At 49.1% G+C, this 19,737-nt stretch carries 18 protein-coding genes and 1 tRNA gene; 5 read left to right on the top strand and 14 right to left on the bottom strand.

What is annotated here, in order from left to right:
* Positions 1 to 51: 51 nt before the first annotated feature.
* The 5 genes from GK091_RS26550 to GK091_RS26530 form a co-directional block, all read right to left on the bottom strand.
* Entirely contained in the window at positions 52 to 2,241 is a 2,190-nt protein-coding gene (locus GK091_RS26550; protein ID WP_164043767.1) for a GumC family protein, read from the bottom strand.
* A gap of 9 nt (positions 2,242 to 2,250) precedes the next feature.
* A complete protein-coding gene (locus GK091_RS26545; protein WP_164043766.1) occupies positions 2,251 to 3,072 on the bottom strand; it encodes a TolC family protein in 822 nt (273 codons plus the stop codon).
* A gap of 405 nt (positions 3,073 to 3,477) precedes the next feature.
* A complete protein-coding gene (locus GK091_RS26540; RefSeq protein ID WP_170312811.1) occupies positions 3,478 to 4,686 on the bottom strand; it encodes a glycosyltransferase in 1,209 nt (402 codons plus the stop codon).
* A gap of 216 nt (positions 4,687 to 4,902) precedes the next feature.
* The gene (locus GK091_RS26535; protein WP_164043765.1) at positions 4,903 to 5,823 is read right to left on the bottom strand and encodes a PfkB family carbohydrate kinase; all 921 of its coding nucleotides are present in this window, start codon (positions 5,821 to 5,823) and stop codon (positions 4,903 to 4,905) included.
* Positions 5,824 to 5,915: 92 nt separating this feature from the next.
* Positions 5,916 to 7,112 (bottom strand): hypothetical protein, encoded by a 1,197-nt coding sequence (locus GK091_RS26530; RefSeq protein WP_164043764.1) that lies wholly within the window; start codon positions 7,110 to 7,112, stop codon positions 5,916 to 5,918.
* 256 nt (positions 7,113 to 7,368) lie between these two features.
* Between GK091_RS26530 and cysS the strand changes: the two genes are divergently transcribed.
* From cysS to GK091_RS26515, 3 genes are all read left to right on the top strand, one after another.
* Complete coding sequence (cysS, locus tag GK091_RS26525) at positions 7,369 to 8,856, top strand: cysteine--tRNA ligase (RefSeq protein WP_164043763.1); 1,488 nt, start codon at positions 7,369 to 7,371, stop codon at positions 8,854 to 8,856.
* A gap of 73 nt (positions 8,857 to 8,929) precedes the next feature.
* Positions 8,930 to 9,958, top strand: a complete 1,029-nt coding sequence (locus GK091_RS26520) for a M28 family peptidase (protein WP_164043762.1) — start codon at positions 8,930 to 8,932, stop codon at positions 9,956 to 9,958.
* Between the two features lie 80 nt (positions 9,959 to 10,038).
* The gene (locus GK091_RS26515; RefSeq protein ID WP_164043761.1) at positions 10,039 to 10,419 is read left to right on the top strand and encodes a hypothetical protein; all 381 of its coding nucleotides are present in this window, start codon (positions 10,039 to 10,041) and stop codon (positions 10,417 to 10,419) included.
* Between the two features lie 26 nt (positions 10,420 to 10,445).
* Here the strand turns inward: GK091_RS26515 and nadD are convergent, their stop codons facing one another.
* The 7 genes from nadD to GK091_RS26480 all read right to left on the bottom strand — a co-directional run bounded on the left by nadD (position 10,446) and on the right by GK091_RS26480 (position 15,945).
* Complete coding sequence (gene nadD / locus GK091_RS26510; protein WP_164043760.1) at positions 10,446 to 11,018, bottom strand: nicotinate (nicotinamide) nucleotide adenylyltransferase; 573 nt, start codon at positions 11,016 to 11,018, stop codon at positions 10,446 to 10,448.
* A 91-nt stretch (positions 11,019 to 11,109) separates the two neighbouring features.
* The gene (gene gmk / locus GK091_RS26505; protein WP_164043759.1) at positions 11,110 to 11,709 is read right to left on the bottom strand and encodes a guanylate kinase; all 600 of its coding nucleotides are present in this window, start codon (positions 11,707 to 11,709) and stop codon (positions 11,110 to 11,112) included.
* A 91-nt stretch (positions 11,710 to 11,800) separates the two neighbouring features.
* Entirely contained in the window at positions 11,801 to 12,043 is a 243-nt protein-coding gene (locus GK091_RS26500; RefSeq protein WP_164043861.1) for a hypothetical protein, read from the bottom strand.
* A gap of 127 nt (positions 12,044 to 12,170) precedes the next feature.
* The gene (locus GK091_RS26495) at positions 12,171 to 12,851 is read right to left on the bottom strand and encodes a sigma-70 family RNA polymerase sigma factor (protein ID WP_246202437.1); all 681 of its coding nucleotides are present in this window, start codon (positions 12,849 to 12,851) and stop codon (positions 12,171 to 12,173) included.
* A gap of 246 nt (positions 12,852 to 13,097) precedes the next feature.
* A complete protein-coding gene (locus GK091_RS26490) occupies positions 13,098 to 13,610 on the bottom strand; it encodes a hypothetical protein (protein ID WP_164043758.1) in 513 nt (170 codons plus the stop codon).
* Between the two features lie 82 nt (positions 13,611 to 13,692).
* The gene (locus GK091_RS26485) at positions 13,693 to 14,496 is read right to left on the bottom strand and encodes a (Fe-S)-binding protein (protein WP_164043757.1); all 804 of its coding nucleotides are present in this window, start codon (positions 14,494 to 14,496) and stop codon (positions 13,693 to 13,695) included.
* Positions 14,497 to 14,565: 69 nt separating this feature from the next.
* Entirely contained in the window at positions 14,566 to 15,945 is a 1,380-nt protein-coding gene (locus tag GK091_RS26480) for a 4Fe-4S dicluster domain-containing protein (protein ID WP_164043756.1), read from the bottom strand.
* 124 nt (positions 15,946 to 16,069) lie between these two features.
* On the opposite strand from GK091_RS26480, the gene GK091_RS26475 reads away from it, so the two are divergent.
* Positions 16,070 to 16,145: transfer RNA gene (locus GK091_RS26475), tRNA-Phe, on the top strand.
* 323 nt (positions 16,146 to 16,468) lie between these two features.
* Complete coding sequence (locus GK091_RS26470) at positions 16,469 to 17,356, top strand: DUF2279 domain-containing protein (protein WP_164043755.1); 888 nt, start codon at positions 16,469 to 16,471, stop codon at positions 17,354 to 17,356.
* On the opposite strand, the gene GK091_RS26465 is transcribed toward GK091_RS26470, so the two are convergent.
* Both GK091_RS26465 and GK091_RS26460 read right to left on the bottom strand, forming a co-directional pair.
* On the bottom strand, positions 17,347 to 19,170 hold the full coding sequence (locus GK091_RS26465) for a MutS-related protein (protein ID WP_164043754.1): 1,824 nt from the start codon (positions 19,168 to 19,170) through the stop codon (positions 17,347 to 17,349). The two genes, GK091_RS26470 and GK091_RS26465, sit on opposite strands and share 10 nt — an antisense overlap.
* Positions 19,171 to 19,275: 105 nt before the next feature.
* Positions 19,276 to 19,692, bottom strand: a complete 417-nt coding sequence (locus GK091_RS26460) for a Fur family transcriptional regulator (RefSeq protein WP_164043753.1) — start codon at positions 19,690 to 19,692, stop codon at positions 19,276 to 19,278.
* Between the last annotated feature and the right edge of the window lie 45 nt (positions 19,693 to 19,737).

The following is a 19,737-nucleotide window of genomic DNA, read 5'->3' as shown; positions in this document are numbered from 1 at the left end:
GAAGCCTGGCATTCTGATGCAATGCACAAGCGAATCTCCCGTGAGCGTACGCTAAGAACTATTACGCTGCGACATCACCGAACGCTCTACTCTGGCGGGTGCCTGTCTGATATCAGCCTGTCCGGGAATGTCGATATAATTATCCTCAACACGATTCAATATGAGTAGGATCGGTTGATTGGTTATCCGTACATACAAACTGAACAACTGCTTTTCTGCCCGTGCCCAGGCGCTGTTAGCGTCAACGACAAGCAGCGACAGAACACTATTTTTGAGTAGATAAACCGGAAGCTGGTTCGTCAGCAGCGGTGGCAATTCGAGTACGATCCGGTCGAACTGAGACGCATCAAATCCCTGATTGTAGTCAATCAGATATTCCAGACCCGTAACGTTCATAAAATCAGGACGAACGGTGTAAGGAAAATAAGCGATGCCATTGATCATCTCACGCTGCTCCTTACCGGTTACACGCGGATAACAGTAAGCCACATGCTGGTCGGCCTCGGCGTAGAGCTGATTCAACCCATTGGCTACCCAGGTTTTTCCCTGTTTAGACCCAATACTGAATAGCGTAATAATTGGCGGAAATGGCTTGGCAGTCGCCTGCGCAATCTCAATGTTGACGCTGTTGAACAACTGTTCGAACATGTTCCGCGAAGCCATCGTCGCTTTCGAGAAGACGTTCGGTTTCTTAACCGTTGGAAATAGTGCCGAAACCGGTATTCCAATTAATGACTCAGCCTGTTCAGGCGAATGAATTCCTTTGTCCAGCCAGAAACGTATAGCCGTAAGCAACAGAGCGATAAAAAGGCCAACCCCGGCGCCGATAGCAATCAGCTGAACCCGCTTTGACACCTGGGCACTTAACGGATAACTAGGCGCATCCATTATTTCCAGCGTTCCGCCGATGGCAATATCCTGACGACGAGTTTGCGACTGTTCGACCTGTTGTAATAAATCAAGGTATTCTTTTTCCGCAATACTCATTTCCCGCTGCAACTGACGAAGTTGTGATCCCAGGGGCGTATACTCATTTGTTTTCGCCTGGTACTCGCCCATCCGTTTTTTATACAGCTCCAGACGGGCAACTGACTCTTCATATTCCAGCGATTTGGCCAACCGATCGCTAGCCATCGCCTGAGCCGGAACGCCATCCGATGCATTCGTAGCCGCATCGTATTTCAACGCGCTGGCTTTCAGGTCATCCGCTGCTTTGGCAACACCTTCCTGCAATTTGCTGATCACGTTTTTAGGCTGACCATAGGCGCGCGCATTGGATAATTTGTTTTCAGCCTCGCTTAGCTTTTTCTGCTTGTCATTCAGATCAGCATTTGCCACATTCATGGTGCCCTGCTGCGTCATTCGTTTGTTGAGCGCATCGAGAGCTGCTTTGGCTGCGTTTTTACGCATCAACTCTTCGTTGTATTCTTTGATGAGATCTTCCCGAGAAGTGGCTACGTTACTGGCTTCCTCTTCGTAGTTCAACACCTTATGGCTGGTGTTGAACGAGCGTAGATTCGCTTCAGCCTGGGCAAGTGCCTGCTTCGCTTTCTGTAATTTTTCTTCGTAATAGCCAACAACCGAGTTCGTTTCAGACGTTTTCAGGTTCGAGTAGCGCTTGTTCAATGCCTTAATGGCATACAACAGCGTATGCTGTGCCACCGCCGGATCATCAGACTCGTACTCCATGGTCAGCACGTCGTTGGTGTTCTTCCGGGCTGTAGCCTTTAATTTTTCGCCCATTATCTGAATGGAATAATACGAATCCGACTTTATAAGGAGTGTCTTCACCGGATTATCGTAAGGGCTACGGGCCAGACTATCCACAAGCTGGCGCAGGTGAGCAGAGTCACCGTCCATGAGTAGCAAGTTTTGCCACGTCGGCGGAATCGACTGACGGAGTTGCTGAAAGCCAGCATCTGCCAGTACTAACGTATCAGGTTGCTGAAGCCGGAGGTGATCAGTCAGCAGATCAATGCCAATCTGCAACAGCGTCTCTTTTGAGTTCAGTGTAGTTAGAATATTATCGATTGCGCTGGAAGATCGGTCGACGAACCCAGATTGCTTATCCGAAAGTAACGAATACCGGGAAACCAAACCCGTATAGAGTGTGGCTTCAGACTTATAGACCTTAACCTCATCCCTGGTGACGTAATACGCCGTACCCGCCGTTACGCAAGGGATCAAAATGAACCAGAGTATATGCTGTTTCAGGAGCCGCAGAAATACCTCGATTGTCATACAATTCGATTAGTTACGCTTCAATCGTTGAATGGGGGCGCCCATCAACGTTTCGAAGATGTGAACATTTTTTAGAAATTCTCCTTTGACCTGTTCAGTTATAGTTTTGGTCTCTATATACCGACTCGTGGCACTGGCCAGCAAATCAGCCGTTATTTTCCCTTTCTGCGTCTCAACCTCGGCGATCCGGTAAGCAGCCAGCGAAGCCTGTTCGTCCACGAGCCGAAGCTTTAGAATCTGCTGCGAGGTAATCATGTCCTGGTATAGCACGATCAATTCGCGTTTCAATTGCTGTTCAACCGTTTCTTTCTGAATAACAGCCGCCCGGTAGTTTGAATAAGCCTGACGGATCTGATGCTTACGGCCAAACAAATCATATAACGATACCCGCATGTCGACACCCACTCGGTAGCCATTTGCAATCTGACCGATCGGGTCCCGGCTCGTTATCAATGCGCCGGAGGAAACGATTGACTGATTACCCGCTGAGTAACTCGCCGATCCCCCAACATTCTGTAGAATCTGTGCCTTTGTTCCCTGGTAACTCGAATTCAGCGAATTGGCAATTTCATTCTGGTATTTAATCAAGGGTGAATTTGTTACCGCTATTTTCACCAACTCATCAAACGGAAGCAGTTGAACAGCGATATCCTGATCAATGTCCAGGTAAACTGTGTCATTAGCGAGTCCAGCCGATTGCCCAAACATCATGAGCCTTCTACCATTCGCTTTCTGGGCTACACCTACTGACGATATCAGTAGACTAAGCAACAAAATCGGAATACTTCGGGAATAAATTATTAACGAAATTCGATAAAGGTAAATATTCATTTTAGAAAAAAGTTTGCATTTAGCAACAATCTAACCTCCTCAACCTCAAAAAGCGAAACGCAAATGTTTACAAATTAGCTTAAAATCTATCGTTATGATTCAGATTTACTAGTTTATCTGTTCATATAGTAGACTCTCGTAAACTTTTGACGGTTATTTGCTCACTGTGTCACACTGTACGTTTCGACTTATTTAGTATTATATCGTGATACCCGAATTAATCGTTACCCTGTTACCTGAAATTCATGTAGAAAGGTGAGCAACTGAAACGGGACGAAACCAGCAAATCTACGCTGCTTTAGTTCACTTACTGTAACTTAATTATACGATAAAGTAAGCTATGAGTACGGCTGTTTTGCCGCGTTTACTACATAAAGATGTATAGCTCTACACCCAGCGTTATTGTCAGGACATTCGCACCGTATCGGTTGGTTTGTCGGGCGTGCTGGTATGGGGCGTGTGCATAAAGCTTTTGAACGCTTTCCGAATGTTGAAAATAGCACGTGCAAAACGCAGCATCAACACCGGAATCAGCATGACTTCACGCATGGTAACCCGTTTCCACAGGTAGCCGGGAACAGCAATGATCAAACTGAAAACCAATAGCAGCAGCGATGTAAGAGGAAGAATCAGGAATGTGGAATCAGCGCTGAGCAAACCCAGGAGCGTACAAGCGAGAAGCACACCAAGTAATATCACTCTGGGCAGCACAAGCGCCTGAATAACTTTAAATGCACTGGCCATTCGCCCATTCACCAGTTCGGTTACGCCACGTCTGAAATAGAACTTCAGAAACTGCCATTGGGCAGCAATCCAGCGCGTACGCTGGTTTTCGAATACGGCCTGCTGGGCTACTTTTTCATCATACACAAAGGCATCTTCCAGGTAGCCTATCTTATGGCCGCTCAGCACAATGTTCATTTCCAGCTCCTTGTCATACCCACCCATCGTGTGCAGACTAGCCATCCCCCTTTTCATCAAAACCGGGTCGAAGGCCATTCCGGAACCAATAATTGACGAAGCCAGACCCAGCGCCCGACTGCCTTTCCTGAATATGTAATTGTTTATTTCTTCGCTAATGGCATCTAGTACTGCCACACTGGTCTCTGTATTTTTGGCAACCCGGTGTCCCTGAACGGCCTTCCATCCTTGAGAGAAAGCGGTATTGATACGACTCAGAAAATCAGTTGCCATGTGATTATCAGCATCTGACACCACTAAAATATCGTACTGATGATCTGGTATCTGCGCGAGGGCTGCGTTGATAGCCTTCGATACGGTTGATACCTCAAACGAAACCTCAATGACTCGAATTGGCAACGTCGCCAGCAACTCAAGGGTATGGGGCTGGAATGAATCGGCTATTACAATCAGTTCGAAGCGGTCGGCAGGGTAGCCTTGGGCTAGATTAGCCCTTACGGAGTCGACGATAACGGCGTCTTCTTTATAAGCAGGGATTAAAACACCTATCTTTCCAAAGTCCCGGACCTGACCGGGCTGGTATCGATCATCGGCGCGGCCAAAACGGCCGGCAACCGCAAATACAGCCAAATAAAATACGCTAAGCGCCAGATAGCTTAAAAAAACGAGGTAGATCAGGTATAGTATAATCATTACTGCTTGTTGATTAAGCCATCTTCACGGGCACTCACTAATTCGGCGCAATTATAATCAATATATACTCAAATTTTATGCCTAAGTATTTTCAATCAGGTAAAAATAGTAACAAATACAATCAACGTTTACTAATTTTAACCAAATGGTTGATAGCTCTTAAACCGGGTGTCTGGGCACTTACTTTAGGAGCTATCAACCATTCATCTATTCAGTCTAACTTTCCAGGCCAAAAGCCGACAACGTTATAAATTCGTTAACCCGCGTCTTGATTTCATCCGCCGTCAGATTCATTATCCGCTCGGCCCCAAATTTCTCGACGCAGAACGACGCCATAGCTGATCCGTAAATGATGGCTCGTTTCATGTTGTCGAACGATGCGTCATCGGTTTTCGCCAGATAGCCAATGAAGCCACCCACAAACGTATCGCCCGCGCCGGTTGGATCAAATACTTCTTCGAGTGGTAAGGCGGGCGCAAAGAAGGTGCGGCCTTCGCTAAATAGCAAAGCACCGTGTTCGCCTTTTTTAATGATGACTGTCTTCGGTCCCATCGCCTGAATCCTGGCCGCAGCCTTGACCAGCGAATACTCGTTCGTTAGCTGACGGGCTTCTTCGTCGTTGACAACCAGTATATCCACAAGTTTAAGCACGCTCATCAGATCATCGTTTGCGATCGAGATCCACAGGTTCATCGTGTCGAGTACAATTAGTTTCGGACGGTTCCGTAGTCGCTCGATAACCGTTTTCTGGACAGATGGCGTACTGTTGCCCAACATCAGGTATGAGCAATTTTGGTAAGCTTCCGGAATGATTGGATCAAAATGCTCCAGCACATTCAGTTGGGTTTCCAGCGTATCGCGGCTGTTCATATCGTTGTGATATTTGCCTGACCAGAAGAACGTTTTTTCCCCCGCCCGAACCTGCAATCCTTCCGTATTGATACCGTGCTGGTTGAAGTCATCGATCGTAGCCTGCGGAAAATCGTCACCGACAACAGCAACCAGGTTGTTATCTTTAGTGAAATAAGACGCCGAAAGCGCAATATAGGTACCAGAACCGCCAATAATTTTGTCGGTTTTGCCAAACGGGGTTTCCAGCGCATCGAATGCCACGGAACCAACGGTAAGTAAGCTCATTTTTTAGTGATTATTGTTTGTCGTTACTGGTCTGCGGCCTGTTGATCCACCAGCCTACTTATCTGATTGTCAATGCACCAACCTACCAAAAATTACTTTCTGCGCCCAATTACCGGGCAACGTTTAAAGGGTTTTGTCTCGTCGAACAGCTTACGGTACGTGATGTGCGTTTTGACAATTTTTGATCCTAGCTGGCTTACAAAGCGCGCCATGATCGGATTGAAATCGCCAACCCAGTTCATTTCCAGCTCGGTATACTGAAAGTTCGGATTATGATCGGCTTCGTAGGGCATCCGTAATGCGATGGCGGCTTCAACGCCCTTTCCCTGATGCTCGGGCGAGACACCGAACACAACACCAAACGCTTTGCGATTCGTTTTCAGCAGCATATGCCACAAAAACTTCAGTTTACCGATCAGATCGAGCTTACCATTGACGTGTTTGAATACTTGATTCAACTCGGGCAGACAAACGAAAAAAGCAACCGGTTCATCCTGATAATAAGCGAAGTAAATAATTTTATCGTCGATAACGGGTTTAAGCTTCTGCATCAGCAGTTCCGCCTGTTCCGCCGACATCTCTTTGACGCCACTGTGCCCGCCCCAGGCCGCATTGTAGATATGCCGGAACTGCTGGGCCGCAGCGGGCAACTGTTTTTTATCGATCGTCCGAAAACTGTAATCCGGATTGTCGTACACGCGTTGGGCCCGGTCCTTCACCGACTGCGACATGTCGACCAGTTTCGCCCATGTCGTCGGAATACCAAACGTGAACTGCTTGAAATAGTCCTTAAACCCGTAGTTCTCGAAAAAAGGAATGTAGTAGGGCTTGGTGTAGGGCATGCAGTAGTTGGGCTCCCGATCGAATCCATCGACGAGCAATCCCCACCAGCGGTCGCGGTCGCCAAAATTGATCGGACCATCCATAGCTTCCATACCACGGCTTTGCAACCAGGCTTTCCCGGCGTTGAACAGGGCAAAGGCTGCCTCCTGATTCTCGATACACTCAAAAAAGCCTAGCCCGCCGGTTGGCTGATCATTGTCCAGATTGGCAATTTCGTAATCCACAAAAGCGGCCACCCGTCCAATGGTTTCGCTTTTGTCGTTCAGGATCAGATAGCGAATGCATTCGCCGTGCTCAAATCGCTTGTTGCGGGTTGGATCGAATACTTCATCAACGTCCGTATCCAGCGGCCGAATCCAGTTCGGATCGCTCCGATAAAGCCGCACGGGAAACTCAATAAATTCTTTCTGGTATCTGGCGTTCGTGCCAACCTCAACAACCTGCATTCCGGAACCTGAACGGTAAATTTTTCGAAACAAAATGCGAATATAACCAAAAGGATTCGGGCTGTGTCAGTCAGGCATCCGTTTTCCGCCGAACAATCCGTAACTTCGCCGGTAGGAACACGAACATTTTTACCATGTTGATACAGGAAATCCTCAATTCCGCGGCTCACTGTTGTTGATAGCCCGCTTACGCTCGCCAAACTGCCGATCCGGCACGTTGACTCCTTTATCTGTGTTCTGAACTAGCACGAAGCCGATGCAACCACTACACCTACACAATACGCTTTCTCGTAAAAAAGAACTGTTTGAGCCCCTGAGTCCGCCTTATGTTGGCATGTACGTCTGTGGCCCCACGGTCTATAATTATGTCCACCTGGGCAACGTACGTACCTTCCTGACGTTCGACACGCTATACCGGTATCTGACGTTTATCGGCTACAAAGTCCGCTACGTCCGTAACCTGACCGATGTGGGCCACCTAGTTGGGGATGGCGACGATGGTGAGGATAAGATCGGTCGTATGGCGAAGCTGGAAAAAGTTGAGCCGATGGAAATTGTGCAGCGTTTCACGAATGATTTTCATACCGTGATGGCGCAGTTCAATACCATCCCGCCGAGCATTGAACCGACCGCTACCGGCCATATGGTCGAACAGATCGAAGCGGTGCAAACCTTGCTGGACAACGGCCTGGCGTACGAATCGAACGGTTCTGTTTATTTTGACATTGAGACCTACAACAAGCGGGGTGGTAACTACGGCAAGCTGTCTGGCCGGATTCTGGACGATCTGCTGAACGAGACCCGAGAGTTGGACGGGCAGTCTGAAAAGCGGAGCCCGCTCGATTTTGCCCTCTGGAAACGGGCCGCTCCCGAGCACCTGATGCGCTGGAATTCGCCTTGGGGTGCCGGTTTTCCGGGCTGGCACCTTGAATGTACCTGCATGAGCACCAAATACCTGGGCAAGCAGTTTGACATTCACGGGGGTGGTATGGATTTGAAATTTCCGCACCACGAATGCGAAATTGCGCAGGGCGATGGCCTGACCGGTCACGATCCTGTCCGCTACTGGATGCACTCGAATATGCTGACCGTCAACGGGCAGAAAATGTCAAAGTCGCTCGGCAACTCATTTTTGCCTTCTGAACTGTTCGCGGGTAGTCATTACCTGTTGGAGCAACCGTACAGTCCCATGACGGTTCGTTTCTTTATGCTCCAGTCCCACTACCGCAGTACGCTCGATTTTTCGAATGACGCGCTCAAGGCGGCCCAGAAGGGCTATCGACGGCTGGCGAACGGTTTACGCGTCGTCAAGACGCTGACCTACCAGGCTGACGAGTCCATTACCCCAAGTGAGGAAAAGCAACAGGACATTCGGCAGGCAGTGCAGCAGTTTTACGACGCCATGAACGACGATCTCAATACCGCCGTTGGTATTGCGCAGTTATTCAGCCTGTTGAAGTACATCAACATGATCTACCTGAACCAGCTTCAGTCGGCCACCCTGGGCGAAGAGGTCTTCAATTTGCTCAAGGAGTCGTTCGTACGGTTCATGCAGGATGTGTTGGGCTTACTGGAAGAAGGTACGGATAACCAGCCGGTACTGGAGGGTCTGCTGACACTTTATCGTGAGTATAAAGAGCAGAAACAGTACGATAAAGTAGACCAGATTCGTTCGTATTTCAAGGCGCAGGGACTGGCTATCAAAGACATGAAACACCAGATCGACTGGGCTTACGAAGAATAAGGACAGAATCAGCGTGTTGCTGATCGTTGCGAGGCAAAAGCGGTTGGCAACACGCCATCCGAGACTTTTTATAATGACTAACTCTATTTTAAGCTACTCAATAGCGCTTCTGCTGGTGACCGCTGGCGCTTGTAAAACCAAACAGAGCCAGAGCGATGCCACTCAGACTACTGAACAGTCGGCCAGGGTAGCGGCTCCCGCTTTCAACGCGGACTCTGCTTACACCTACATTGACCAACAGGTGAAGTTTGGACCACGCGTACCAAACACGCCCGCCCACGTTCAGACGGGCAATTACCTTGCGGCCAAGCTGAAACAATTCGGCTGTGAGGTGATCGAGCAGAATTTTGTGGCAACGACGTGGGATGGCAAAAAACTGAATGCCCGCAACATAATCGGCAGCATCAATCCCAAAGCCGCAAAGCGCATTGTGCTGGCCTCACACTGGGATTCGCGCCCACATGCTGATCAGGACGAAGATGCCGCCGACAAGACTAAACCGGTTACAGCGGCCAATGACGGAGCCAGTGGCGTGGGCGTGTTGCTCGAACTGGCCCGTACCATCCAGCAGAGCCAACAAAAGCTATCCGTTGGCATCGATCTTATTTTCTTCGACGCCGAAGACTGGGGCAATGGTGAAAAAGCAGCGAATGACTTCGAAAAAGAAAGCGGTAATCAGTACGATTACATTGGTTTTTGCTTAGGCTCGCGCTATTGGTCTAAAAACCTGCATAAACCCGGCTACTCCGCTTACTACGGTATTTTGCTGGACATGGTAGGGGCTAAAAACGCTACCTTCGCGAAAGAGGGTTTATCCATGCAATTCGCCCCGACGGTTGTTAATAACGTTTGGCAAACCGCCAGTCAGGCTGGCTACAGTCAGTATTTTGTGGATACGCAGGGTGGTCAGATCACAGACGACCACGTGGCTCCGAATACGATCGCCAAGATTCCGATGATCGATATTATTCATACCAATATTGGGACGGGCGGATTTTTTCCCGCCTGGCACACCGCCGAAGACGATATGACGAACATCGACCGGGGTACGCTCAAAGCCGTTGGTCAAACGCTGTTGCAGGTACTCTATAACGAAAAGTAAAGGACGTCAAGCCACCAGCAAGGCAGCAGTTTCTATTGACTCTGTGTGTTTGGCGGCTTGATGGTTTAACGATACACACAATGAGAATTGGATTTCTGGTATTGATAACGCTCTTGGCATCAAGTTGTGATGCCGTACCTGATCAGTTCGGCAAGCTGGATTTGAAAAAATGGCGAGGAGATCGGGGTGGCTGCAATGGCGTTCGCGCTACGCTCGTTCCTGATTTTAAGGCTGAGATTCAGAATCTGAAAGGCAAACGGGCAAACACAATCGGTGATCTGCTCGGTCGCCCGGACATTAACCAGATCGAAGATCGAAATCAGAAATTTTATATCTATTTTCTGGAGAAAGGAACGCACTGCGATGGTCCGGGTATCAAATCAGACAGCCGCTCCGTTGCTATCCGAATGAGCGCCATTGGCCTGGCCACTGAGATCACATTCCAGAATGGTTTGCCGTGATACGGACAGGATCGGGGCGTTTTTGCTTAGAGGAAAAACTTTTTGCGCGTGATCATCTCTTCTACCACCTCCGGCACCATGTATCGGATTGAGCGATTGGCCCGAATGCAGTTTCGGATAAATGTCGCCGATATATCCAGCAGGGGCGATTCGACCAGCTTGACTTTCGGATGCGTTTTGAATGCACTTTCTAACGCCTTGGGTCGCGGATAAACGTATAGGCCGTAGTAGTCCAGAATCTTGTCGTAGTTTTTCCAATTCGCGAACTGCTCCAAGTTATCCTCGCCCATAATCAGCGTAAACGTATGCTGCGGGTATTTTTCAGTCAATCGCGTTAGCGTATCGATCGTAAAGCTGGGTTTGGGCATCGAAAACTCAATATTCGTGGCCTTCAGACGGCTGTTGTCGGCAATAGCGCGTTCGACCATATCGAGCCGGTCAAACTCATGCAGTAAACTTTTCGTCTTCTTGAAAGGATTTTGGGGCGACACCACAAACCAAACCTGCTCCAGATCGGTCGTCGTCGCCATGGTATTGGCAATGATCAGGTGACCAATGTGAATAGGATTGAACGAGCCAAAAAATAAGCCGATACGCAAAGCAGTGGTAGAATTAACAGTTTTGCCAAATCGCTCTAATGCTGTCTGTTCTTACGGAACAATCCCACCGGAGCGACCGGGCAAGATCGGTTTAAAGAATAGCGCCTTTGGCGGGCACTTCGTTCTTCTGAACAAAATCATCGACAAGTTTCTGCGCTTTATTGAGCGATGTTTCCAGGTCATCATTGACCAGGATTACGTCGAAGCGATTTTTGAAACTCATCTCGAAGTGCACTTTAAATAATCGCTTCGACAGGCTCTCTTCGGTTTCCGAACCGCGTCCGATCAGTCGTTGACGCAGCGTTTCTTCATCCGGAACCTGCACGAACACGGCCAGTGCTTTTTCACCGTAATAGTCTTTCAACTTCAAGCCACCTTGCACGTCCACATCGAACAGAACATGTTTGCCGGTTGCCCACACGCGTTCAATCTCTGATTTCAGTGTACCGTAGAAAGCGCCCGTATATACTTCTTCCCATTCGACAAACTCGCCACCGTCTATCTTTTGCTTAAAATCCTCCGGTGTCAGGAAGTAATAATCCTTGCCATTTTCTTCGCTTCTGCCCCGCCGGTCGCGGGTACAGGCCGAAATGGAAAAACCGAGATTCGTGTTCTCGGCTAGCAGATGCTTAACAATGGTAGTTTTTCCGGAACCGGAAGGGGCAGAGAAAATGATAAGTTTGCCGTCCAAGTGGGTAATGAGTTAATTGAAAAATAAATTAGGGTAATTAAGGCTGCTGTTGAAGGCATTCCCTTAATTACCCTAATCAGTATAGTGATTACTAACTAAAAGTCAGAATTTTGGATTTTATCGTTGCTACTAACTGCTCAGGACAGCACCGCTTTTCCATTCGTTTTGTCAATAACTCTTTTACTTCTTTCTCGAGGTGATACATCTCGATACAAGGTTTGCAGGATTCAAGATTGACTTTTAATCTGGCGAGTTGTTGCTCGGTGGCTTCCCCATCCAGAATTAATTGAATCATCTTCAGGCAGTCCGTACTGTGACCGCAATGTTCTTTCATCTCGGGCTGTGCGTTAGATGAAGATGAGGATGGCAACGACGTTTGCATTGGAAAAGTCTAATTTATTCCAAGAATAATAATACGTTAAGTTACTAGCAGAACCAAGATATGTGTAGAAATAGTTCGGTTATTCTTCATTTTCTTCATTATATCCCATTGACGATGCGTAATCACGCAATTTTTCTTTCAACAGGTTCCGGGCGCGGTGTAAGCGAGATCGAACGGTGCCAATAGGAATATCCAAAATCTTGGCCATTTCCTCATAGGTGAACCCTTCAATATCGCACAGAATAATTACCGTCCGAAAATCAACCGGCAACGAGTTTAGTGCTGTTGCTACTTCATCACCAATCAGATCGGAAACAGACTCGGCCCGCAGGTCGACGGTGTGTTCAGCTTCGGCATCTTCAGAATTGTAGGTGGTTTCTACGTCCTGATAATCTACTTTGGCTGGCTCCTTACTCTTTTTCCGGTAATCGTTAATGAAGCTGTTCTTCAGTATCCGAAACAGCCATGCTTTAGCGTTAGTTCCTTGCTCAAACGATGAAATAAACCGAAATGCCTTTAGATAGGTATCCTGCACGAGATCGTTGGCATCGTCCTCGTCAGTTGTCAGGCGAAAAGCAAAGTTGTACATGGAGTCGATGTGGGGCATAAACTCCTTGTTGAAAATCCGATATTTCTGCTCATCGGTATAACCGCGGGCAGGAGTATCGGCCGAAGGCTGGTCTATCGAATCGCCTTCGGGTAGCAATTGGTCGTCGTCGCGAGTGGGCGTATCTGACATAGCTTCTTGTATGGTCGCCATAAAAGTAAGAGTTAATTGCCTTCTACCGTCGGCAATACTCAACGAATTCAATAATTATACACAACCAATTCGTAGAGCCTTATTTGAGTTGGACTGCAAAAATCACTCCTTTGTTCAAAACAAAGCTCAAAATCAATCGAATATGACGATTTGGCAGTGAACGTTTCAAACTTCTTTGCTGTTAACGCCAATCAGCCGCTACCAACAAATTGGTAAGCGGCTGATTGGCCCGTCTATCTACGTACGTTACGCAGGTATAGATTTAAAATAACGCTTTAGCCAAGAATCAGCAGCTCTGACATGCCACGCTGACAAAAACTCCGCTTTGGTTTTAACCAGCGTGTTAAAAACCGTAGTATCCGGCGTTAATGAACCATCGGCAACGGCCTCTTTAATTGTCGATAGTGGGTAGGTTGCAACCGAACCATCGGCCGCCTGAACAGCCGCTGAACGATCGAAGAAATCAACGGCATTAATGCCATCGCTGAGCTGGCGACCAATTTCCTGCAACGTCCGTACGGATGAATCAATCGAGCACCCACTCGGCAGGTTATACCCTTCATCGACACCAACGACGACGAACCGGTTTTCAATGACCAGTGCCGACGCCAGCAATGGCTGACCGTGGGCCGCCCATTGACTAAGAGCCGGTTTGAGAGCTTCAGCAATGGCCGCTACCTCCTCGTTTGACAGGGAGCGATTCGCCTGGTAGACCCACACGCGGGCCGTTTCAGGGAGTTTATCAAAATCTGCGTACATTTTTTAAAGGAAAAATTGAGACTGAGTTGCTGGTGTACTAAAGCTAATCAACAAGGAACGTATCAACAACATTCATCCCCGTTTAAAGTCCCTGCCCCTGAGCAATCAGTTCCGAAATGTCGTAAACCCTAACCGAGTCTTCTTTGTTCTTATTCTTGACACCGTCAGTCATCATGGTCATGCAGAACGGACACGCCACGGCAATTGTATCGGCACCCGTCCCCAACGCTTCCTCAACCCGTTCAACGTTCACATCCTTTTTGCCGGCTTCGGGTTCTTTGAAATACTGCCCCCCGCCCGCTCCGCAGCAAAGTCCATTGGCCCGTACCCGCTTCATCTCGACCAGATCAGCATCCAGTGCGGCCAGCACATCGCGGGGCGCTTCGTATACCTTGTTGGCCCGGCCAAGGTAACACGAGTCGTGGAACGTGATTCGTCGTCCTTTGAACGATTCACCATCCTTTACTCGCACGCGTCCTTCATTGATGAGGCCCTGCAAAAACTGCGAATGGTGAATCACGTCATAGTTCCCGCCCAGTTCGGGATACTCGTTCTTGAGCGTGTTAAAACAATGCGGGCAAGCCGTTACAATCTTCTTGACATTATAGCCATTCAGTACCTGTATATTCGACATCGCCTGCATCTGGAACAAAAACTCGTTCCCCGCCCGACGGGCCGGATCGCCGGTACACCCTTCTTCCGGCCCCAGAACGGCAAACTTAATGCCGACATGGTTGAGAATGCGCACGAAGGCGATCGTCACACGTTTGTAACGATCATCGAAAGAGCCAGCACAACCGACCCAAAATAGAATTTCCGGCTCCTCTCCCGACGCAGCCATATCAGCCATTGTCGGAACCGTGTATGTTTTTACTTCCTGTGTCATGATGTTTAGTTGTTGGCCGCTACCTGTCACTTACAGCCACGGTGGCCGGTGATTGAGTAGATCAAGCACTTAGTTAGCGTCATTTACCTGATCGGCCCAATTGAACCGGTCGCTCGGCGAGAACTTCCAGGGTGCCATGTTATTTTCAATGTTACTGAACATAGCGTTCCAGGATGCGGGGGCCTGCGATTCTTCCATAACCCGGTAGCGACGCAATTGCAGGATAATATCCAGTGGGTTAATATTGATTGGACACGCATTGACACACGCCTGACAGGTCGTGCAGGCATTGAGTTCTTCGGCGGTGATGTAATCGTTCAGCAGCGATTTTTCATCCCGGTAGTCAGGCCCGTTCGTTTGCCATCCCTGCTGAATTTCTTCAAGCCGGTCGCGGGTGTCCATCATGATTTTACGGGGCGATAGCTTTTTACCGGTAATATTGGCCGGACAGGCTGCCGTACAGCGACCACATTCGGTACAGCTATAGGCGTTCATAAGGTTGATCCACTTTAGATCCTGCACGTCTTTGGCCCCAAATCGACCTACCTCAGCCGGCGGCTGCTCCCCATTATCATTCGCCTGCGCGCCATCAGCCTCGGTCGTAACGGGTAATCCCAGCGCCAACTGCACCTCTTTGGTAATTTCGGGCATATTCTGCATTTCGCCTTTGGGCTGTAGGTCGGAGAAATAAACGTTCGGAAAGCCCAGCGCAATGTGTAAATGCTTCGAGTAGGTCACGTATACCGCAAAAGCCAGAATACCCAGAATGTGCAGCCACCACGACGTACGCTCGTAAGCGACCAGCGCCGTATCGCTGAAACCGGTGAAGAGCGGTTTGAGGTATTGGCTGATTAAGAAGTCCGGCACAATGCCCTGCAACTCACCGTAGTGGCCAACGCCCCGATCACGCAGCACACTATCGGACGCATTCCAGGTCAGAAACGCGATCATCAGCAGAATTTCGGCGGTTAGGATAATTGTTGCATCAGAAACAGGCCATCCCCGTAGTTCGCGGTGCCGACTGGCTTGCAAACGACTGACGCGGGCAATAAACCGACGACATAAGAATACGACACAGACCGCCAGCACACCAAAGGCAAGCACCTCGAACATGTCGATCAGGATTGGATACACAGGTGTAATGTACGGCGCGAACAATCGGTGTGTGCCCAGAATGCCATCGAGAATGATTTCGAGAATTTCGAGATTGATGATGATGAATCCGGCATATATGACGAAGTGCATGACACCCACCAATGGGTTGGCAAACATCTTCTTCTGCCCAAAGGCGACGAGCAGCATCGTCTTCAACCGTTCGTCGGCGTGGTCAAATCGATTCTCTGGTCGACCGAGATTAATTGCCCTCGCAATGAGTTTAATGCGTTTGGTGATATACCATGCTGTCGCAGCCAGTGCCGCGACAAACAAAATTTGCTGAAAAATTTCCATTCGTTAGATACGCATCTAGCCTGATAATCAATACCGTAAATCAGGCAACTACAGTTTATTCGAAAAATTAATGATCAATCGCTTGCAAAATCAACATGGTCACGTACTTTTGCACCCACGTTTAGGTGATGTAGCTCAGTTGGTAGAGCAAAGGACTGAAAATCCTTGTGTCGGCGGTTCGATTCCGTCCATCACCACCACCTCAACGTAAGCCTTTCCACTCGGAAAGGCTTTTTTTGTTTCTATAGCGATCATAAAGCGTCTAGCAGTGATTAGCGGAATGCAACAAAATCAACCTTTAACAAATAGTATGCAAGCATACTATTTGTTGGGTCAGCAAATATACTGCTTTCTCTAAAGTTAACAAGTGGCCCTGTTGGTTGTTTGGGATTCAGCTCAGCCAAAAGAGTATAATCCGGCTACTATCTGCATGACATTCAAAGCCATTTCCCCGTGTTATATCATTACAAAGTAAATTTTTGTAACTTAATTTGTATATTTTGACGCTTAATTCACCGAAAGCTTGACAGTCCTGCTCCTGTTATCGCTCCTGCATTTTTCTGCGGACACGATTCCGCCCTTAGCTGATAGTAGCAAAATTCCTATCGTCCAGCCAAAATCAGGTCGTTTATGGGCTGTTGGAGCAACCTCACTGCTCACGCTGGGATCGACATACGCGTATCTTGACCGGACCTGGTGGCACGATAAGGGCGTTCCGTTTCATTTTGACGAAGGGCGCGATCTAACGTACGCGAGTGGTCTGGACAAGGTAGCTCATCTAACCGGTGGTATTTTCGTATCGGAAATCTACTACAACGCCTACCGGTGGGCGGGTGTGTCACAACGTAAGGCCGAATGGCTAGCGCTGGGTTCGGCAGCGTTCGTCGAACTTGGTATCGAACTGAAAGATGGGTACTCGCCAACGTATGGCTTTAGCTGGCGCGACGTGGCCGCCGGAGCACTTGGTGGGTTCTGGCCAATGGCGCAAAACCGGTCGGGATTTCTGCGGGATGCTCAATGGAAAGTAAGCTACTGGCAACAGACATCAAAATACTTCGATGAGCGTGGTATTCCCCGCCAACGTTTCTCCATTGATGACTACCTGAATCAGACCTACTGGTTCTCATTTTCACCAAAGCAATTTGGATGTCAGCGTTGGCGGCAGACATGGCCAGCCTGGTTACAGCTATCCATAGGGATGGGTCTGGAAGCCGAAAGCTGGAGCGTCCGCCACGATGGGTTGGGTGGTCGCCATGAGTGGTACATCGCACCCGATATAAACCTGATCAAGCTTTTCAAACCACGCAGCGCGACTGCCAGACTCGTGCTGGGTCTCTTCAAGTACATAAAAATCCCGGCTCCAACGTTACAGATCGGGCCAAAACTACGCTGGCACTGGCTCTATTTCTGAAGCGCATCAATTTCAATACCGATCGCCTGCATAAGCTGACTGGCGTTGAAACTCTCACAGATACCGGTACGAAGTTTGTAATCGAACAGCAGTTCGCCGTTGTGCAGATCGGACTGGAAATGATAGTTACGAACAAAATCGCTGGAATCGGTTAGCTGACCCAACTCCAAATCGTGCGTGGAGACAAAGCCGGAGGCAGTGGTCCGGTGCAACTGACGAATCAAGGCTTCGGCCCCACGATGGCGGTCAGCGGAATTTGTGCCTTTCAGAATTTCATCCAGAAAATACAGCATTGGCATCTGTTTCTGGGTAGCAGTCGTCGGTTGTTTCGACAGTGTGATCAGCGTCTGAAGACGCTTTAATTCAGCGTAGAACGACGATGTACTTTCTTCTAGTGAATCATGTGTACGCATACTCGTAAACACGCGTACGGGCGAGCAGGCAAAGCCGTCGGCACTCACAACGGCACCCGCCAGCGCCAGCACGACATTGGCACCGACCGTACGCAGAAAGGTACTCTTACCCGACATATTGGAGCCGGTGATCAATATGGTTTGCCCGTTACCAGTCAGCGTAAGTGAATTGGCGATGCTTCGATCCGGCGCCAACAAAGGGTGAGCTGCCGACTCGATAGCCAGCGTAAGCTGCCCCTCAACGATGGATGGCGTTGTGTAAGTCGGATGTGCGTAGGCAAAACCAGCCAGACTATTCAGGGCTTCGAGTTCACCCAGTGCATCGAACCAGCGGCCAAGGTGCGGACCGTGTTCATTACGCCAACGCTCCAGCCGGAACAGGTAATGCACATCCCATAACGTAGCAATCCCGAAAAGAAGGTAGAAATAAGGATTACGCCGATAATTCAAGCCTTCCGTTAATTGTGATAAATGCCCGATCGCTTCAGAGGCCCCCTTATCCGTCGACGTCAATGCCTCTCTGATCGCTCGCAGCCGCGCAGCTTCACCAGTCACGTGTTCGGCCTGTTGGAATAAGGCACGGAATGCACGAAGGGCCGTTGAGATCTCAACCGTCTGCTCACTCACATCTTTGGCACGAGCTGACGTCTGGCTGAGTACGATTCCCTGAACAAATAGTGCCAGCAACACAAACGCGCCGGGCACATAACCGGTCAGCCAGGCAACAAATAATCCCAGCGTGACAGCCGGAAACGCAAACCGTACGACATTGAGATAACCCGGTAATGGCGACACTTCGGCGGTTGCCCACTTCACGAGCGCATCGGGCGAACGGGTAATTGTCTCTTCCAGATAGGCCAAGGCTTCAAACTGTTGCCGCCAGTCAATGTTCGATTTCAGTTCGGCAGCCGCCTGTTGACGCAGCCCAACCGTATCGGGTCCGGCAGCCGCCTGAAGCCAGGCTGCTAATTGCCGCTGGCCTTCATGCGTATGCGTCCGGTTCAACAGCCGGAAGAGCGAGTGTTTACCAAAGACATCCAGATCACCTGTGTAGGCATGGGTAGGGTTTGCATACTGCTCACCGGTTTCCGGACGCAGGTAGTTCCGTTTAAGCCGGGCAGCTTCATCCTGATTGATAAAAGCTAGGTGGTGATTTTGATCCCGTAGATGGCGAATCGCCTGATGTTTTTTTAGCAGAAACAGAAACCCCGCCAGGCCGACCACTAACGCTAGCACAGCCCCTAGTTGCTGATCGATTCGAATGAGTAACCAAACAGCGGCAACACTGGCTATGAACCAGATGAGACGCCAGAACGCTAGTTGATTATGTCGCTGGTGAGCCGCTTTTTCAGCGTCAGTAAATTGGTGCTGACGTTCCTGGAACGTAGTTTCGGTGGTCATGTTGGTGCTACAAAAAAATCGGCAGTGTCTCCACTGCCGACGGCGAGGGTATCTGTTTTTCCGTTCTGGTTCGTGTCTGTCTGCGCTACGAACGTCGGCTATTCACTACTTATTACAGTCCATACAGGTGCCCTGGATCAGCAAGTTCATCTCTTTCCGATCGTAGCCTTGCGGCAGTGCAATGGACGGAATATGTACCTGATCCAGACAAGTAGTCTGCCCACAATTGTCGCATTTGAAATGAACGTGGTCGTGGTGGTGGTGGCCCTGCGCGCACGTCTCGCGGCAAAGCGCATACTTTGTCCCGCCCTCATCATCGAGCACCTTATGCAGTAGTCCTTTATCCAGAAATGTCCGGAGCGTTCGGTAAATCGTTACGCGATCGTGGTCTGGACCAAGTCCGTGTTCGACGTCGTTGTGCGCCAGCGCATGACCAGCATTAAGAAACAAATCCAGCACTTCCTCGCGGCCATTGGTGTGCCGGAGGTTAAAGTCTTTCAAGGTTTTAGCAGCCGATGTCATGTTGGTAGTTTAGGCTTGTGTGTTGTTTACAGTCATTAAACTATG

The organism is Spirosoma agri (genome assembly GCF_010747415.1).
Taxonomy (GTDB): domain Bacteria; phylum Bacteroidota; class Bacteroidia; order Cytophagales; family Spirosomataceae; genus Spirosoma; species Spirosoma agri.
This window is presented reverse-complemented; position numbering and strand designations above follow the sequence as displayed.

What these genes read in the sequence shown, in the direction of transcription:
- GK091_RS26550 (WP_164043767.1), bottom strand. Translation starts at nt 2,241, where the DNA reads ATGACAATCGAGGTATTTCTGCGGCTCCTGAAACAGCATATACTCTGG.
- GK091_RS26545 (WP_164043766.1), bottom strand. Translation starts at nt 3,072, where the DNA reads ATGAATATTTACCTTTATCGAATTTCGTTAATAATTTATTCCCGAAGT.
- GK091_RS26540 (WP_170312811.1), bottom strand. Translation starts at nt 4,686, where the DNA reads ATGATTATACTATACCTGATCTACCTCGTTTTTTTAAGCTATCTGGCG.
- GK091_RS26535 (WP_164043765.1), bottom strand. Translation starts at nt 5,823, where the DNA reads ATGAGCTTACTTACCGTTGGTTCCGTGGCATTCGATGCGCTGGAAACC.
- GK091_RS26530 (WP_164043764.1), bottom strand. Translation starts at nt 7,112, where the DNA reads ATGCAGGTTGTTGAGGTTGGCACGAACGCCAGATACCAGAAAGAATTT.
- cysS (WP_164043763.1), top strand. Translation starts at nt 7,369, where the DNA reads ATGCAACCACTACACCTACACAATACGCTTTCTCGTAAAAAAGAACTG.
- GK091_RS26520 (WP_164043762.1), top strand. Translation starts at nt 8,930, where the DNA reads ATGACTAACTCTATTTTAAGCTACTCAATAGCGCTTCTGCTGGTGACC.
- GK091_RS26515 (WP_164043761.1), top strand. Translation starts at nt 10,039, where the DNA reads ATGAGAATTGGATTTCTGGTATTGATAACGCTCTTGGCATCAAGTTGT.
- GK091_RS26500 (WP_164043861.1), bottom strand. Translation starts at nt 12,043, where the DNA reads ATGAAAGAACATTGCGGTCACAGTACGGACTGCCTGAAGATGATTCAA.
- GK091_RS26495 (WP_246202437.1), bottom strand. Translation starts at nt 12,851, where the DNA reads ATGGCGACCATACAAGAAGCTATGTCAGATACGCCCACTCGCGACGAC.
- GK091_RS26490 (WP_164043758.1), bottom strand. Translation starts at nt 13,610, where the DNA reads ATGTACGCAGATTTTGATAAACTCCCTGAAACGGCCCGCGTGTGGGTC.
- GK091_RS26485 (WP_164043757.1), bottom strand. Translation starts at nt 14,496, where the DNA reads ATGACACAGGAAGTAAAAACATACACGGTTCCGACAATGGCTGATATG.
- GK091_RS26480 (WP_164043756.1), bottom strand. Translation starts at nt 15,945, where the DNA reads ATGGAAATTTTTCAGCAAATTTTGTTTGTCGCGGCACTGGCTGCGACA.
- GK091_RS26465 (WP_164043754.1), bottom strand. Translation starts at nt 19,170, where the DNA reads ATGACCACCGAAACTACGTTCCAGGAACGTCAGCACCAATTTACTGAC.
- GK091_RS26460 (WP_164043753.1), bottom strand. Translation starts at nt 19,692, where the DNA reads ATGACATCGGCTGCTAAAACCTTGAAAGACTTTAACCTCCGGCACACC.